Below are 15,900 nucleotides of genomic sequence, written 5' to 3'. Positions count from 1 at the left end.
CGCCGCCGAACCAGCGTTGACATCCACCTCCAACCGGCCAGCCGCCACCCCGGCCACATCCCGCACCGGCAACTCGAAACCGAGCTGGCCGCCGTGCGCGTCGAACCGCCGCCGCAGGCCGTTCGCGTCCGTGATCAGATGGTTGCCGTTCTCCCGGGCATAGGTGAACTGGTGGGTTTCTCCATCCGGCCGGTGCAGCGTAGCATGCCCGGCGTCGGGGTCCAGGTGGCCGAGCAGGCCCTGCGGGCCGGTGAGGTTGACTCCACCCCCGGAGGCGATCAGAACCCCGGTGTTGTTGTACTCGCGGAATCTGGCCGGATCGTCCAGGTCCGTGATCCGGAACCCCCCGTGGTCGAGGTGGGTGACGGTCCCGTCCATGAGCACGCTGTTCTGGTGATCGATGAGGTGGCCGGCCTCCTGGAACGCCCCGGGCGCGGCGGTGGACTGGAACCGCAGCCCGTCGGAAAGGTGGAGCTCGTCCAGGCGCGACGAGCCGCCGCCGGGCAGCCGGGGGTGCTCGAGCAGGGACAGCCGGTGCGCCTCGGCGTCCGCCGCCCGCAACTGGCGGACGTCAAGACCGAGGTTGTCCAGGCGCTCCCGGGCGGTCGCGAATCCGGCGAGGGCGTCGTGCAGCCTGCTCTCGGCGGCCGGGCGGGCCGGGGTGCCGCCCGGCTTGGCGGCCGGGCGGGCCGGGGTGCCGCCCGGCTTGCCCTTGACCGCGGGGGACGTTTCCGCGCCCAGCGGATGGGCGCCCGGGTGGAGCAGCTGGTAGTTCGCTCGGGCTTCGGCGAGCCGGGTCTCGGCCATCCGGAACTGCGCCCAGGCATGCTCGCCGGCCGCCTCGACCGGGTCGGACACACCCCGCGTCTGCAGGTGTGCGATAGACCGCTGCTGCATCGACTCGGCGATCCGTATCGGCCCGGGCCACGTTCAGCGCCTTCTCCGCCGGGCTGGAAGCGCTGGTGAACGGAGCGACGGCCAGGCGGTCCCGGGCGTTGCGCACCGCCACCATGCTGCGGGCGACATCGTCGAACGCGGCGTCGAACCCGTGGCCGCCAGGCTGGTCGGCAGACTGGCCGGCGCGCTCTGCCAGCGGCACCGACGCCGTGGATCCGGCCGCGTCCCCCTCCGTCCGCGTCGCCGGCACACCGGCGGTGTCGAGCCGTGGCTGTGGGCTGCGTTCCCCGGCCGTGGACAGCTCGGTCAGCCTGGCACTCACCCCGTCCGGAACCGAGGCGGCACCCGACCGGCCCGCGGCCTGCGGCGGTGCCGCCAGCAGATCGAGGGCGTCGCGCGTCGCCTGGCCCCCGGGCATGCTGCGGGTCGGCGCGCCGCCGAACTGATCGGCGGACACGCTGCGGTCGCCGGCCGACGTGAGCGCCGTCGGCGGGGGCGTCGGCGTCTGGCTACGGATCTCCACCCCACCGGCGCCGATGATCAGCTCAGCCGGGGTGCCGTCCGGCACCGGCCCGGCCATCGTGCGCCCGGCCGCCGTCGCGTGGGGGTTGGGCAGTGCCGCCGACTCGGTCGTGGACACGAGCACGCCCCCGTCCGCGTCGTGGGTCACCGTCGTCAGATGCTGGGCCGGGACCCGTGAGGCAGCCAGACCCGCGGCATCGTGCGCCACGGCGGCCGGCCCCAGATGGGTGGCCGTCGACAGGTCCGCGTGGGCGACGCCGGCCGTGAGCGTGGACGGCGTGACCAGCCGCCCCCCGGCCGGCGCCGAAGGCCGAGGAGGGTGCCGACAGGTCGACGGAACCGGCGCCGATCATGATCCGTCCGTCGTCGGCCGCACCGAGGTTGAACGCGACCTGGCTGTCGGTCAGCTTCAGCGCCGTGATGTCGCCGCCCAGTGCCGCGTGCATCTCGGGCAGTCCGGTGGCTTGCACGTCACCGGCATGATGCGCGGCGAGTCGGGCCGGTGAGGACAGATCGCCGATGCCGGAGTGCATCCCCGTGACACTCACCTGGGCCAGCTCACCAGCCGGCGTGAGCAGGCCCTGCGGATGCACGCTCGGCATCGTCCCCAGGTCCGTGGCCATGGACATGCCGTGCGGCAGGGTGGCGGTGGTCGGCAGGCCGGTGGACAGTGCGCCGGGCTGGGACAGCAGGGTGTGTCCCGAGGCAGGGCCGGCAGCGTCCCCTGGCTGGGCCGAGACGCCATCGCCGAGATGCGTCTGGATGGCGGAGACCCCGTGCTCCGGCTGCGGGACGAGCAGGCCGGACTCGGTGTGGGTCAGGCCGGGCTCCGGCGGGTTCACCCCGTGCAGGATGCCGTCGCTGACCCGCACCGACCCGCCGGCCAGCTGTGCCAGCTTCACCTGGTCGACGAGGCCTGCGTAATGCCCGGTGCGCGCCAGACCGCGACCGAGCACGGCGAGGCGAAAGGCGTCGTGCACTCCGAGCACGCCGATCTCCGTGCCATCCAGCGGGAGGAAGAGCTTCAGCCATTTCCACTCGCCGAACTGGTTGCTCAGCACCCGGGGTACCGCCTGCAGCCCGCGGCCGGCCAGGTTGACGACATCGCGCGCGAACCCGGGGATGGCCTGCACGCTGTCTGCGAGCGCGGCCGGCAGCTTGCCGCCCGCCTTTGCGATCGAGCGCAGCAGATCCACGGAGGCCGCCGGTGCGGCCACCACAAAGTCGCGCAGCGTGATTGCACCCTTCACGGCGAGGCCGTCAGCGGTGGTGAAGGCCTTGAACACCCACAGGCTGCCATCAAGGATCGTGCTGGCCACGGTGGTCGCGATGTCGGCGATGCCACCGACCACCGTACGGAAGCTCAATGTCGAAGCAATCTCCCAGAACTTCGCGCCGATCTTGCTGGCCGAGGTGCCCACCGAACGCAGACCATCCTTGATCACTGCGGCGGTCTTGCCGGCGATCTCCTTCAGGAGAGACAGCTCAATGAGCGGCTTGGTCGACGGGCCGAGCAGCCCGAGCAGACCCAGCAGCAGCCCGGTGATGTTCGTCTTGCCCTCGACGAAGTCGACCACGGCCTTGACCGCCATGATCGCTCCCAGCCCGAGCGCGATCAGGCCGATCGGTCCGCCGGTGAAGATGGCCACGACCGAGATCGCCAGCACGATCCAGCCGAAGATCTCCCAGAACCGCTCGCACGCGGACTTCTTCGGGTTCGGCGAGCGGATGTGGTCGCGCGCCGCGCGGATCGTCTGGGCCGCGCCACCGGCAGCTTTCGTGAGATCCGAGCCGGCCTGGGTCGCGTCGCCCTTGAGGATGGCTCGGCGGGAGGTGTCGTCCGCGGCCAGGCCGGCGGCCTCGCTGAGTGCCTGGTCGGCCCGGGACTGTGCCTCGCGCAACGCCACGATGTAGCTGCGCACGGCCGGCTCGGTCTGCTGGAAGGCCTCGCTCACCCCGCCGATGAAGTCCTGGATCGCGGTGGAGATGGTGTCCCGCAGCCAGTCCGCGGTCTTTCCGACGAAGGCACCGTCCCCGGTCGACGAGACGACCTGCTCGAGCCCGGTCCTGGCGGTGTCGGCGTTGGCGGCCATGGCGCGCATGAAGTCGGCGACGGCGCCCAGTGCCTCCGGGTCGCCGGGCGTGGGATCGCCCTGCAGTTCCAACGGCGACCAGTCGGTCGGTCGTGGCATCGTCGCCTCCCGGCATTCTCCGGCTCCGGCACCAACCCCACCGGCACAGGCCCCCCTCTGTCAGACGCATCCGCGCCGCGACAGGGTTCATCGCCCGGATGCGCGGGCGAACCGTCCGGGGCCTGTGGCGCGTAGTAGGTGGTGGAAGCCGGACGGCCAGCACCGGTCCGGAACGTCACCGCGGACAGGAGCCGCCATGGCCGACCTCGTGATCGACTACGGGCTGCTGCACCGGCTGGCGGGCAGTCTGCACAGCCTGCGTGGGCAGATCGAGACGGACGTCAACGCCGTCGGTGGGCGTTCGGTGGTCAGTACCAACGGAGAGGTCGGCTCGGACGCCGTCGGGAACCCGACGCTGTTCGCCGCGCTGAGCGCGTTCTACGCCACCTGTCACAAGCCTTTCCAGGACTCGATGCAGAAGCTGGACGACCTGGCGGGCCTGCTCGACAGCGTGGCCACGGTGTTCTCCGAAGGGGACTCCGACCTCACCACCAAGGTGAACGCCGCCCGGCTGCAGGCCTCGATCGACCACTGGCAGGCCGAGGAGAACGCCTGGAAGCAGTACCAGGACTCCAAGGACAAGGTCATCACCTACAAGTACTACGACGAGAACGGGGTGCTGCGCACCGCCACCATCCCGTTGTGGGGCCCCGACCGGGAGCCGCCGAAGGACCCCGGCGCGCAGCCCACCAGCATCACCTCGCCGGACGGGACCACCACGTCGAGCTCCCAGCAGGTCGACGGGGCCGGGCGGGTCGTCACCGAGACAAGCACCGTCCACACCACGGACGGCCTGTCCTACTCGGAGACGACCACCTACACCTACCAGGACTTCAACGGCGACGGAACGATCGACAACGTCGACTACACGACCACCGTCACCCACGCGGACGGCAGCCAGGAGGTGATCCACAAGGCCACCAGCACCGACCACACGACCGTGGTGACCAGCACCACCAAGGACGGCACCACCATGACGACGGTCACCCCCGGCCAGAACGGCGCCTACCACAGCGTCACCGTCGATCCCCAGGGGGACACGACCACCACCGACGTCACCGTGAATCCCGACGGCACCGGCACGAAGACCGTCACCGGGCCGAAGGGCACGGACGTCTACACCGGCGACCCGAACAAGGACCGGTGGACGAAGTCCTCCCACGAGGACCCGCCGCCGCAGGACGACCCCTACACCCCCGTCAACGAGTGACCCGTCCAGCCGTCCGAACCCACCCCGCCGGCTGAGGCGGGGCCCGAGCGCAAGGAGCGGCCCATGGCCGACATCTCGATCGACTACGCCAGCATCGACGCCGTCGCCGCGTCCCTGAACGCCGCCGTCGCCGAGACGGTCCCGAAGCTCACCTCGCTGCAGTCGGCGGTGACGGCGCTGCTGACCAGCGGCGGCGGCCTGTGGCTGGTGAAGTCCAGCCCGGTCCTGCAGAAGCAGTACATCGACTTCAACACCTCCATCACCGCAGCCGTGAACAACATCACCAGCTTCGCCAACCAGTTCAACAACATCGCCTCGCAGCTGCAGGCGATGGACGCGGCGATCAGCGCCTCCTGAAGGGAGACGACCGCTCATGCCCGACATCGACGTCGACTACGCGCAGGTCAACACGGTCGCGGCCCGGCTCACCAGCGAGGGCACCGAGATCACCACGACCCTCACCCGGCTCCAGGGCCAGGTGACGGAGCTGCTCACCAGCGCGGACGGCCTGTGGATGAAGCAGGCAAGCCCGGTGATGAACGCCCAGTACACCGAGTTCAACGCCTCGCTGGCCAGCGCGATCGAGAACATCCCGAAGTTCGCCCAGAGCTTCCAGGCCATCGCGCAGAACCTGCAGACGATGGACGCCACCCTGGCCAAGCCGCCGGCAGACGCCTGAGTGGGCCTGGTTGGTGCCGGCCGGGCCCCCTTCCTCGCCGGCACCAACCGACACCGACCGACTACTTCAGCACCGTGTGCGGGATGGTGATCGCGCGCAGCGTCCCGGTCGGGTCGGCGACGTAGCCACGCCCCGGGCGCACTCCGCCGCGCAACAGGCTCATCGGGATGCGGGTGCCCACCAGGTCGCCCTCCAGGGACGTCTGCGGCGCGAGCAGCACCCCCTGCCGGGAGCGCCGGGCCTCCCCCAGCCAGCCGCTGATCGACTGGGACAGCACCTCTCCGCTGCCCGCGTAGGCGAGCCCCACCCCACGGTCGCGCCCGGACGCGACGATGGCGCGCAGGGCGGGTTCGAGCGGGGAGGTGAACCCGAACAGGTCCACGTCGTCGACGAGCAGGACGGCCGGCCCCTCGACGACCAGCGGCTGCTCGCCGGAGAGCACCTCCGGGCCGGTCAGGGTGACCTGCGGGTGCGCGGCCAACCGGCGCAGCGGGGATTCCCGCGGGGTGAGCACGACCAGGCTGGTACCCCCGGCCAGCAACGACCCGGCCAGCGTGGCCAGGGTGTTGCTGCGCCCGGAGCCGGGCGGCCCGGCGACGAGGAAGGTGTGCGCCCGCCCGGCGAAGTCGAGCAGCAGCGGCGCCGCCTCGTCGCCGCCGAGCCCTAGCAGTGCCCGCAACGGACGCCGGTCGGCCTCGGGCACCCGGGCGATCGCGTCGGCGAAGGTCAACGCACCGGGCAGCGCGGCGACGGGAGCCGGGCGCTGCTCGACGGGGACCTCCCGGTCGCGTGCCGCGGCCCGGGCGGCGATCTGGCGTAGCGCGGCGGCCTGCGCCTGGCCGGACGGGTCGGGGTCGAGCAGGGCGATCTGGAGTTCGGCCTGGTTCACCGACCGCCAGCCGCGTCCGGGCGACACCTGGGCGGGGATGCGCTGCGCCGGGATGCGGATCGTGCTGTAGTCGGTGCGCTCGCCCATCCGCAGCAGGATGCGGTGGTCGTTCAGCCCGCCGGCGCGCCCGGCGAGCAGGCCCCGGTCGGAGGTGGCCACCACGTGGATGCCGGCGCCGGTGCCCTCGCGCAGCACGGTGAGCAGCGCCTCGTAGCGCCAGCCCCCGTCGCTTTCGGGCAGGGTCGCGGCCAGCGAGTCCCAGCCGTCGACCAGCAGCACCAGGTGGGCGGGCCGCTCGGCGGCGGGCATCGCGACGCGCAGCTCGGCGAGATCCGCGCAGGAGTACCGGGCGAGCAGCGCCTGTCGGCGGGAGAGCTCCGTGGTCAGCCGGTCACACAGCCGGCCGAGCCGTTCCAGGTCGGAGCCCGTCACCACCGCGCCGCAGTGCGGCAGGTCGGTGAGCACGGCCAGCGCTCCGCCGGCCGCGTCGATACCGAACAGGTGAACGTCGGCGCAGGAGTGCACCCGGGCGAGCCCGCCGGCCAGCGTGCGCAGCACCTGGGACCGTCCGGACCGCTGTGTCCCGATGACGAACAGGTGCCCGAAGCTCGCCAGGTCGCAGTACACCGGCTGTTGGGCCTGCCGGTGCGGCATGTCCTGCAGTGCGTAGGGCACCGTGTGCGGGCCGCCGCGGGCGAGCAGGTCGTCAAACAGCACCCGCTGCCCCAGCGCGGGCAGCCAGGGACTCGGCTGGGCCTGGTAGTCCGTGCGCTCGGCAGCCGCGCGGACCAGGTCGACGAGCACGTCGAGCTCGGTGGGGGCCAGCTCGCCCGCACCGGCCGGGTCGGTGGACACCAGCTCGTCGCGGTGCGTCCTCGGCGGCAGCGGGCGGCCCAGCGACGTCCAGGTCAGGGCGACGGTCGTCACCGGTTCGCCGGCCCCGGGGTCCGGCTGCGGGACCGGACCGTCGCTGTCCCGCGCCGGCGCGCCACAGTAGGCGGTCTGGAACAGCACCGTCGACCGGTGGGCGAGCCGGGCCAGGGCCCGTCCCGGGGTGGACGCCGAGATGAGCGCCGCGTCCCGGGTGTCGACGACGTCGGTGCTCTCCATCGGGTCGGTCACCCGCAGGGCGATGCGCAGGTTGGTGTTGGCCCGGATGTCCGCGGTCACCACCCCGGCGGGCCGCTGGGTCGCGAGCACCAGGTGGATGCCCAGCGAGCGGCCGCGTTGCGCGAGGCTGACCAGCCCGGGGACGAAGTCGGGGATCTCCCGGGCCAGTGTGGCGAACTCGTCGATCACCAGCATCAGTCGGGGCAGCGCGGGCAGCTGCGGATCGCGGGTGCGTAGCGCGCGGTAGTGGACGATGTCCTTGGCGGCGGCGGCGGCGAGCAGTTCCTCACGCCGGCGCAGCTCCGCGGCCAGCGACTCCAGCGCCCGCACCGCGAGCGCCGGGTCGAGGTCGGTGACCATCCCCAGGGTGTGCGGCAGCCGGGCGCAGCCTCGAAAGGCACTGCCGCCCTTGTAGTCGACCAGGACGAACACCAGCTCGTCCGGACGGTTGTGGGCGGCGAGCGCGCCGACGAGCGTCTGCAGCAGTTCCGACTTGCCCGCGCCGGTGGTGCCCGCGACCAGCGCGTGTGGGCCGTCGCGGACCAGGTCGAGCACGATTGGCCCGTCGAAGCCGACCCCCACCGGAAAGCGGGTCGAGGCCGGCCGGGCCAGCCAGGCCTCGGCGATCAGGGCGGGGTCGGGCGGTTCGGGCCGGTCGAGGCCCAGCATCTCCAGCAGGCGGACCTGGTCGGGCAGGCCGTCGGCGGCGATCGGGGTGATGTCACGCAGCGGGGCGAGTGCGCGGGCGACCTCGTCGCACCAGTCGGCCCCGACCAGATCCGGGCGCACCCCGACCAGCTCGGGCACGTCGCTGCGGCGCACCGCGAGCCCGTCCTGCTCGCAGACGACGACGCTTGCGCACTCCTCGGGCAGCAGCCGGATCTCGGTGTCGAGGCAGATCGCGAACACCCGCACGGCCGGCCCGTCGGTCAGCACCTGAATCATGCCCGGCACGTCCCGGAGCCGACGTGCCCCGTCCACCAGGACGACGATGTCCGGCTGGGCGAACATCACCGGCCCGAGCGCCGAACCGCGCGCCTCGGTGCGGGCGCGGATCTGCGCCTGCAACTCGGCGACGCGGTGCGCGACGGTCTCGGGGTCGTTGCCGATCAGCACCGGTGGCGCGCCGGCCAGCTCCTCCCGCGGGCGCACGTGTGGCAGCCAGCGCACCCACTCCCAGCTCGACCGGCCCGCCAGGTCGGTGAGAACGACAATCTGAAGATCACGGGGACTGTGCAGCACGGCGCACTGGGCGAGCAGCCAGCGCCCGAGCGCGTGGGCGGTGGAGCGCGCACCGGCCACGCCGACCACGCCGAGCGCGGCAAGATCCAGAGCGAGTGGCACCTCGGGGACGTTCCAGCGCAGCCGATGGTCGTGGTGGTCGAGCGCGGGGTCCTCCACCTCGATCAGGGACGGCTGGTCGACCGTACCCACCCGCAGCACGAGATGATCCGGGTCGGCCCGCCGCCGCTCCCACAGCCGGCGGCCGGGACCGGTCGCGGTGAGTCCGACGATCGCCGGGTCGGGGGACGCCTCACAGCGGGCCAGGCGCTCGGCGCGGACCGCGGCGCTGAGCTCCTGCTCGGCCGCGGCGCGGCGCGTCCGGTAACGCGCGGATTCCGCCCGGTAGCGACGTCGGCCGCTGCGCCGGTCCTGGCTCCAGTTCGCGAACGCCATCAACGGGCTGAACAGCATGATGACCAGGAAAAAATAGGAGTGGAAGAACCAGACGAACGCCAGACCCAGCACCATCGGCGCCAGCATGAGCAGCAGCGGGACGGGTCGGCGGGCCGGCGGCGTCGGCGGGCCGGGAAAACGCTGGCGGGAGGTGAGCAGCGGCGGCACGATCCGCGGCGGCCGGTTGAAGTCCAGTCCCAGCACGTCCTCGGACGCCGTGATCGCCGCGTCCGACTCGAAGCGTTCGGTCAGGCGCAGCAGCACCGGACCCACCACCAGATCCTCACCGACCTCCCAACGGACGGATCCCGGCGCCTGCGAACCGAACGGCGGCCAGTCCGGAGCCGACGAGGGCCAGGGCTGGTCCCGTCGTGCGACCTTCGTCGCCGCGCGATGGTGGTCGGTGACGCGTTGCTGCGGAGGTCGCGGCTGCGTCGGGTCGACGCCCTGCGGCGCCGGCTCGGTCAGCCACGTGTCACCGCCGGCCCCGATGTGCAGCACCCCGGCCCGGGCGGGAACCCCGGGATCGATGAGCCGGATCGCGCAGCCCAGGCCGGCACCGACGTCGTGGGCGCCGACGCCGAGCCGCCAGATCCGTCCCGCGTCCGGTCCGCCGACGACCCGCACCTCGAACAGCCTGGCGGGACGCGCGGGCGGGACCAGCGGGGCGACCGGCTGCACCGGCGCACCGAGGCCGATCCGCTGGCCACCGGTGATCCCACTGTCGCGTACCGTGATGTCCGGGTCGAGAAAGGACGTGCCCAGAAAGCAGCGGGGGGCCGGGTCGGCCAAGCTGGCGGCAAGTTCTCCGACGGAAGCGGTGGGCCGCAGCCGCACCAGTACATCATTGGCGTCCGCCGGGTGGCCAGCGCCGCCGACCTGCACCGTCAGTGCGACGTCCGCGGTCATGCTCCCGACTTCCCCGCACCCGGTGTCACGGCACCCGGTGTCACGGCGACGCTCGTACCCGCGCTCACGGCCGCCGCGGCCGATCGGCCATCGCCCGCCGCCCCGGCCTGCCGGCCGTGGCTTTCGGCCGGCTCCGGCTCGGCGAGCTCATCGGGATCCGTCGGCGCCCAACCGCGCAGACCGTCCGGGCCGGCGAGGTGGTCATCGGGCTCACCGGGATCGGACGAGACATCGGGCGCAGCCCGGCCAGCCGGGTCGTACCGGCTGCCACCGTCGTCATCCGGGCCGGGGGGGAACGGCTCGTCCGGATCCGTGGGCGCGATGGGGCCCGGCACTGCGGCCACCGGTGGTGCCAGTCGTCGCCGGAGCCGTTCGCGCTGGCGCAGGGCACGACCGAGGCCGCGTTCGAGCGGGGTGCCGTTCGCCTGCAGACCGAGCTCGGGAGCCGTGATCCGCCCGTACTCGTCGAGCTCGAGGCGCCAGCGGGAACCCGGGTGGCGGCCCATGATGATGACGCGCAGGTCATCCAGCCGTTCGGCAAGGTCGCTCACCTGCGCCATCTCCTCGGGGTACGTCGCCGCACAGACCAGCACGGTCCGCACCACGGGCAGGTCCTCCTCGGGCTGGCTGGAAAGGTCCTCGTGGCCGGGCCGGATCGGGCGGGCCCGGACCGGACCGGGGGGCCGGGCCGGGCCGGGCCGGTCGAGCAGATCGAGCGCATCGCTCAGCGGCGGACCGCCGAAGCCGGGCAGAACCGTGTCCGTGACGAGCAGCCGGACACCGGTCGGGGCGAGCATGCCGGCGGCGAGCTGGGCGGCGATCGCCGCGGCGAGCCGGCGGGCGGGCCCGGGCGGCCCGGGCGGCCCGTCGATCGTGCCCACCCCCGGGAGCGTGGCCAGGTCCAGCACCGCCAGGGCGTCCGTCATCCCGGGAATCAGACCGATCGCGACCGGACAGTACACCGCGGCGCACGGATCGTCCGGTGCCCGGAACTCGTCCGGGACCGCGAACGGGGCCTGCGGATCCTCGTCGAGTCCGGGGTCCGCGAGCAGCCTGGCCACGGCGCGGACGTCGCGGTGGTACCGGTATGGTCCGGCGGCCAGCCGGCCGAGGTCGCCAAGGCCACCCGCGAACTGCCGGCCCCGGTGGACGAGCGTCCGACGCCAGCCCCGGGTCCGGGAGAACCACTGCCCGAACACGATCAGCAGAACGAGCGCCACCAGGCCGGACAGGACCAGCAGAACGGCGGTGCGGTGCTCCTGGAAGAGGTCAGCCACGGGCCCACCGCTGATAGGAGCCGCCGTTGCAGGGCAGCGTGTAGAGGCTGCCGTCGGAGCCGCTGTCAAGGCATCGCCCGGTGGCGGCGTTGGTGAAGGTCACCGTGCCGTAGCCGGCATCGGCGGTCTGCCACTGCTGGCTGGTCGTGTTCTGGCAGCTGCGCGTGTAGGCGTTTCCCGCCGAGTTGCTGTCCAGGCAGTAGCCGGTCGCCAGGTCGGTCAGCACGACCCGGCCATAGCCATACGTCTTCCACCGTTGGTAGTCGGTGCCGTTGCAGGTCAGCGCATAGCCGGACTGACTGCTGTTGCTGTCGAGGCAGAAGCCTGTCGCCAGGTTGGTGAAGGTCCCCACGGTCGCCGCGGCCGCGGCCGGCTGCGGGGCGGCAGGTGAGGCGACCGGGGCGGCCGCCTGCCCAACGGGCGGGGCCGCCACCGGGTCGGCCGGCCGGGTCGGCCAGGACGCGGTAACCGCGGGCGGGGTGGCTCGCCCGGCCGCGGACGGCGCCAGGCGGGCAACGACCGGCACCGCAGCATCCGCGACCGGCGGCCCGGCAGCGCGACCGGCGGCAGCGTGGTCGGTGCCGGCGTGGTCGGTGCCGGCACGATGTCGAGCACGGTCGGGCCGGGGGCCGGCGACCCGTGGGCCGCGGTGCTGGTCGCAGGGGTCGGCGAACCGACGATGACCCCCGCATCGGCGCTCACCGCAGCGTGACCGCCGGAGCGCCCGGCCGCCCCGAGGCCGATCGCGACGATCACGACCAGCGCGCACGCGGCCAGGACACCCAGCGCACCCCAGGAGCGGCCCGCAACCCGGGCGGGGGGCCGCCGGCCGCGCGGAGCCCTGGTCCAGGCCGCGAGATAGGCCTCCGGTGAGGTTGCTGACCGATGCGTGCCAGCGGCGATGTCCCCCGCGACGGGTGCCTGCTCCGCCGCCTCCCAGCCGCCTGGCAGTGCCTCGTCCGGCGAGGCCACGAGTTCCGTCCCGGCCGGGCGCAACGGAGCGGTCACTGTTTCACCTCGCCGCCCCTGTCCCTGGCCCTGACCCAGGCCCTGGTCACATGCGTCCCCCATGTACCTGAGGTGCATTTTGGGCCGGTTGTTCGGAAACTGAGGCTACCGAAAGCACCCATCGTGGTCGGGTGCGTCATCAAGCATTCACGCTGGCTTCCCAGCGAGGTCACCGGCCCGGCACAGGTCGGGTCTCCGTTGCGCTCGACGGAGGTTCAGCCCCGGGTCGACCACCGCTGATACCGGCTGCCCTTACACGGCGAGGTGTACAGCTCGCCAGCGCCGTTGCTGTCCAGACAGCGCCGGGTGCCGACGTCGGTCAGCGTGATCGTGCCATCACCGCTGTCGGCCGTCCGCCACTGCTGGTTGACCTTGTTCTGGCAGACCCGGGTGTACGCCTGCCCCGCCGCGTTGCTGTCCAGGCAGTAACCGGTCGTGATACTCGTCAGCATGACCGTGCCGTAGCCGAACACCCGCCACCGCTCATGATCGGTACCGTTGCAGGTGCTGGTGTACGCGAGCCGTCCACTGTTGCTGTCGAGACACAGTCCGGTCGCCAGATCGGTGAAGAACAGCCCGGCGGGCTGCGTCGGCTGCACTACCGCCGGCGCCGCCACCGGCTGCGGCTGCGGCTGCGGCATCGTCGGGGCCGCCGTGGGCTGGGCGGACAGTGCCGAGGCCGGTGCTGCGGGTCCCGGTGATGCCAGGAGGTTCACCGGCTGGCCCGGTCCACCCGGCCCGACCTGCACCGGGACGGCATCACCGAGGCGTCCCATGACGGGTGCGGCGTCGGCCGACAGTGGCCGGGCGACGCCGGGCACACTCCCGGCCGGCCCGGTCACCGGCGGTGCCACCATGCCCGGGGCCGACGGACGTTCGGTGCCGGACGAGGACGGCCCGCCCGGCGTGGGCGGCTGCGCCCCGGCTCGGGCGGGGGCACCCACCGAGAGAGGGGCGCCAGAACGCGCATCCGCCGGCCGGTCGGCGCTCAGCGACCACGTACCACCCAGCTCACCTCCTGGCCGCAGCCCCACCGCGGTCAGGACGACCACCATGAGCACCACCACGACACCGAGCGCGCTCCACGACCGACCCGGGACCCGCCCGCGGGGCCGGCTGCCCTTCGGGGAACGGAGCCAGACGGTGAGGAACAGCTGCGGTGCTCCGTCGGACAGTGCTCCGTCGGACGAGGATGTCGGGCCGGTGGGCGGAAGTGGTGTCTGCGCACGGCTGGCCGGAGCCGCGGACCCCACCCGCTCGTCCGATGGCGTCGTGGTGCCCGTGGGCACCGGCGTTGCCATGTCTGTCGGCAGTGGACGCGGCAGCTCGATCACACCCTCACCTCGCCCTTCAGTACAGCCCCGGCCACCACGTGTCCCTGGTCGGATCCGCCGGAAATTCCAGATACGAGGGATTGACGGTAATTGTTCGGGCCCGGACGTTACCGACTGCGAACGATCAGGTCGAGCCCGTCAGGAATCGTTCATGTTGCCGTTGGCCCAAGGTCACCGACCGGCTTCCCGTAACCTCGATCCCGCACCCCGATCGCGCCCGTCGGCCGGCTCCTCGCGACAATCCCGCGACCGTGCGGCCACCTTCGGCACACACGGCAGGACGACCACCCAGGGGATGGACGGATGACAACTTCCGCGCGCTCCGGCTCCGGTGTCAGCAGGACGCCATGACCACCTCCGACGCCGAGCCGGGACCCGGGCAGACGGTTCAGGTCGACCGGGTCGCTGCCCGCCTGGCCACCCTGCTGGTGCTGGTGGACGGCCGGATGCCGGCCGGGGGGCACGCCCACTCGGGCGGGGTCGAGGCGGCGGTCACCGATGGCAGTCTGGTCGGGCTGGCGGACCTGGAGAAGTTCCTGCTCGGCCGGCTGTCCACCGCGGGGGTGGTCGCGACCGCCTTCGCCGCGGCGACGTGCCACGTCCTGTCCGGACCGCACGGCGCCGCCCCAGCCAGCAGCACCCCACCGGCCGCTCCACCGGTGACCATCGACGGTCTTGATGCGGAGCTGGACGCGCGCACCCCGTCGCCGGCCCAACGGGCCGCCAGCCGCGCCCAGGGACGCACCCTGCTGCGGGCCGGCCGGGCAGCCTGGCCGGTTCCCGCCGGCCCACGTGCGCCGCACCATCCGGTCGCCCTGGGCATGGTCGCGGTCGGTGCTGGACTGCGCCCCGCGGACGCGGCCCTTGCCGCCGCGCATCTGACGATCACCGGACCCGCCACCGCGGCGACCCGTCTGCTCGGGCTGGACCCGCTCGCCGTCACCGCCGTGCTCGCCCGACTCGCCGACCAGGTGGCGGCGACGGCACGCCTCGGCGAGGCCGCGGCCACGCTCCCACCAGCGGCCCTACCCGCCCGCACCGGCCTGCGCCTTGACCTGCTCGCCGAACGTCACCAGCGCGCCGACCTGCGGATGTTCGCCTCCTGACGGGCAGATCACCGCGCCGCCGCGCCGCCGCGTCGGGCGGCGCGCCGGTTGATCGGTGGGGCTGTTAGGTTGCCCGGATGCGCGCCAACGCGGCTGTTCGGGTCGAGCTCGGCGCGCGCGACGACGTGCACATCCGCGAGCTGCGTTCGGACGTGCCGCTCGTCCTGCGCCTGACCGGGCGCGCGCCGGCCACGCAAGCAACGGGAGCGCTGGGGACGCCGCCGTCGGTGACGGTGCACCTGGTCAGTGCCGCGGCCGGCCCGTTGGCCGGCGATGATCTCCGTCTCGACATCTCGGTCGGTGCCGGCGTGCGGCTGGTGCTGCGATCGGTGGCGGCGATGATCGCGCTGCCCGGCCGTGGAGCCGGCGGCCGCCCGTCCCGGCTGACGGTGACGGCGCAGGTCGGCCCGGGCGGGGAACTGGACTTCCGGCCGGAGCCGACGGTGGTGGCGGCCGGCGCCGACCACGCCGCGCTCACCGAGATCACCCTGGACCCGACCGCCCGGCTGTGGCTACGCGAGGAGATCCTGCTCGGCCGGTTCGGCGAGGCCGCCGGATCCTTCCACGGCACGCTCCGCATCGACATCTCGCCCGCAACCGGAGTCAACCCCAGCACCGAAGCCAGCATCGAAACCGAGCCCACGGTCGGAACCGGCCTGCGCGGCGGCGCCCTCGGACTGCTGCGCCAAGACCTGGTGCTCGGGCCGGACGCGCCGGGGCTACACGGTCCGGCCCAGCTCGGAGCGGCCAGAGCGGTCGGCTCGCTGGTTGTCGCGGGGCCCGAATGGGCGGGACCGGGGCCCGAGTCCGTCGTCGTCGGCCAGCGCGGCCAGCCCGGCCCGGACAACCAGGCCGAACGGGGCGACGGGGAGGCCGCGCTCATGCCGCTGGCCGGGCCGGGCTACCTGGTCACAGCACTCGCTGCGGACGCGGTCACCCTGCGCCGACTACTGGCCACCACCCCTGGCTCCCGTCCCCCTGGTCCCCGCTCGGCGCGTTGATCTAGCCACGTCCCTGCCTGCACCCCCGATTGTCACGCCCCGCAGTGGACTGCGGTGACGATCGCCGGCGCCGGCTTCGGCGTCGGTCA

Annotated in this window: 12 protein-coding genes; 6 read left to right on the top strand and 6 right to left on the bottom strand. The window is 73.1% G+C overall.

What is annotated here, in order from left to right; translation table 11 throughout:
- A partial coding sequence (locus G6R24_RS10190) for a hypothetical protein (protein WP_225438352.1) occupies positions 1-897 on the bottom strand: 897 nt, incomplete at its 3' end.
- A gap of 65 nt (positions 898-962) precedes the next feature.
- Here G6R24_RS10190 and G6R24_RS10185 point away from each other — a divergent pair.
- Positions 963-1,343 carry a hypothetical protein gene (locus tag G6R24_RS10185; protein ID WP_163549021.1) on the top strand — a complete coding sequence of 127 codons (381 nt, stop codon included), beginning with the start codon at positions 963-965 and terminating at the stop codon, positions 1,341-1,343.
- 99 nt (positions 1,344-1,442) lie between these two features.
- Here G6R24_RS10185 and G6R24_RS10180 read toward each other — a convergent pair whose 3' ends face one another.
- Positions 1,443-3,611 (bottom strand): hypothetical protein, encoded by a 2,169-nt coding sequence (locus tag G6R24_RS10180; RefSeq protein ID WP_163549020.1) that lies wholly within the window; start codon positions 3,609-3,611, stop codon positions 1,443-1,445.
- A gap of 196 nt (positions 3,612-3,807) precedes the next feature.
- On the opposite strand from G6R24_RS10180, the gene G6R24_RS10175 reads away from it, so the two are divergent.
- The 3 genes from G6R24_RS10175 to G6R24_RS10165 all read left to right on the top strand — a co-directional run bounded on the left by G6R24_RS10175 (position 3,808) and on the right by G6R24_RS10165 (position 5,500).
- Complete coding sequence (locus G6R24_RS10175) at positions 3,808-4,821, top strand: hypothetical protein (protein ID WP_163549019.1); 1,014 nt, start codon at positions 3,808-3,810, stop codon at positions 4,819-4,821.
- A gap of 63 nt (positions 4,822-4,884) precedes the next feature.
- Complete coding sequence (locus G6R24_RS10170) at positions 4,885-5,178, top strand: hypothetical protein (protein WP_163549018.1); 294 nt, start codon at positions 4,885-4,887, stop codon at positions 5,176-5,178.
- Positions 5,179-5,194: 16 nt separating this feature from the next.
- Positions 5,195-5,500, top strand: a complete 306-nt coding sequence (locus G6R24_RS10165; RefSeq protein ID WP_163549017.1) for a WXG100 family type VII secretion target — start codon at positions 5,195-5,197, stop codon at positions 5,498-5,500.
- 61 nt (positions 5,501-5,561) lie between these two features.
- Here the strand turns inward: G6R24_RS10165 and G6R24_RS10160 are convergent, their stop codons facing one another.
- From G6R24_RS10160 to G6R24_RS10145, 4 genes are all read right to left on the bottom strand, one after another.
- On the bottom strand, positions 5,562-10,085 hold the full coding sequence (locus G6R24_RS10160; protein WP_163549016.1) for an FtsK/SpoIIIE domain-containing protein: 4,524 nt from the start codon (positions 10,083-10,085) through the stop codon (positions 5,562-5,564).
- Positions 10,082-11,362 carry an ICP22 family protein gene (locus tag G6R24_RS10155; RefSeq protein ID WP_163549015.1) on the bottom strand — a complete coding sequence of 427 codons (1,281 nt, stop codon included), beginning with the start codon at positions 11,360-11,362 and terminating at the stop codon, positions 10,082-10,084. The genes G6R24_RS10160 and G6R24_RS10155 overlap by 4 nt, the downstream gene beginning before the upstream one ends.
- Entirely contained in the window at positions 11,355-11,888 is a 534-nt protein-coding gene (locus tag G6R24_RS10150; RefSeq protein WP_225438351.1) for an RICIN domain-containing protein, read from the bottom strand. The genes G6R24_RS10155 and G6R24_RS10150 overlap by 8 nt, the downstream gene beginning before the upstream one ends.
- A gap of 697 nt (positions 11,889-12,585) precedes the next feature.
- Complete coding sequence (locus G6R24_RS10145) at positions 12,586-13,704, bottom strand: RICIN domain-containing protein (protein ID WP_163549014.1); 1,119 nt, start codon at positions 13,702-13,704, stop codon at positions 12,586-12,588.
- A gap of 347 nt (positions 13,705-14,051) precedes the next feature.
- Here G6R24_RS10145 and G6R24_RS10140 point away from each other — a divergent pair, with 347 nt between their 5' ends.
- Positions 14,052-14,810 carry an urease accessory protein UreF gene (locus G6R24_RS10140; protein ID WP_225438350.1) on the top strand — a complete coding sequence of 253 codons (759 nt, stop codon included), beginning with the start codon at positions 14,052-14,054 and terminating at the stop codon, positions 14,808-14,810.
- Between the two features lie 77 nt (positions 14,811-14,887).
- Positions 14,888-15,811 carry an urease accessory protein UreD gene (locus tag G6R24_RS10135; RefSeq protein WP_163549013.1) on the top strand — a complete coding sequence of 308 codons (924 nt, stop codon included), beginning with the start codon at positions 14,888-14,890 and terminating at the stop codon, positions 15,809-15,811.
- Positions 15,812-15,900: the final 89 nt, after the last annotated feature.

It is taken from the genome of Candidatus Frankia nodulisporulans (assembly GCF_902806475.1).
GTDB lineage: Bacteria > Actinomycetota > Actinomycetes > Frankiales > Frankiaceae > Frankia > Frankia umida.
The sequence above is the reverse complement of the archived record's forward strand: the minus strand, read 5'-3'. Positions and strand labels throughout refer to the sequence as shown.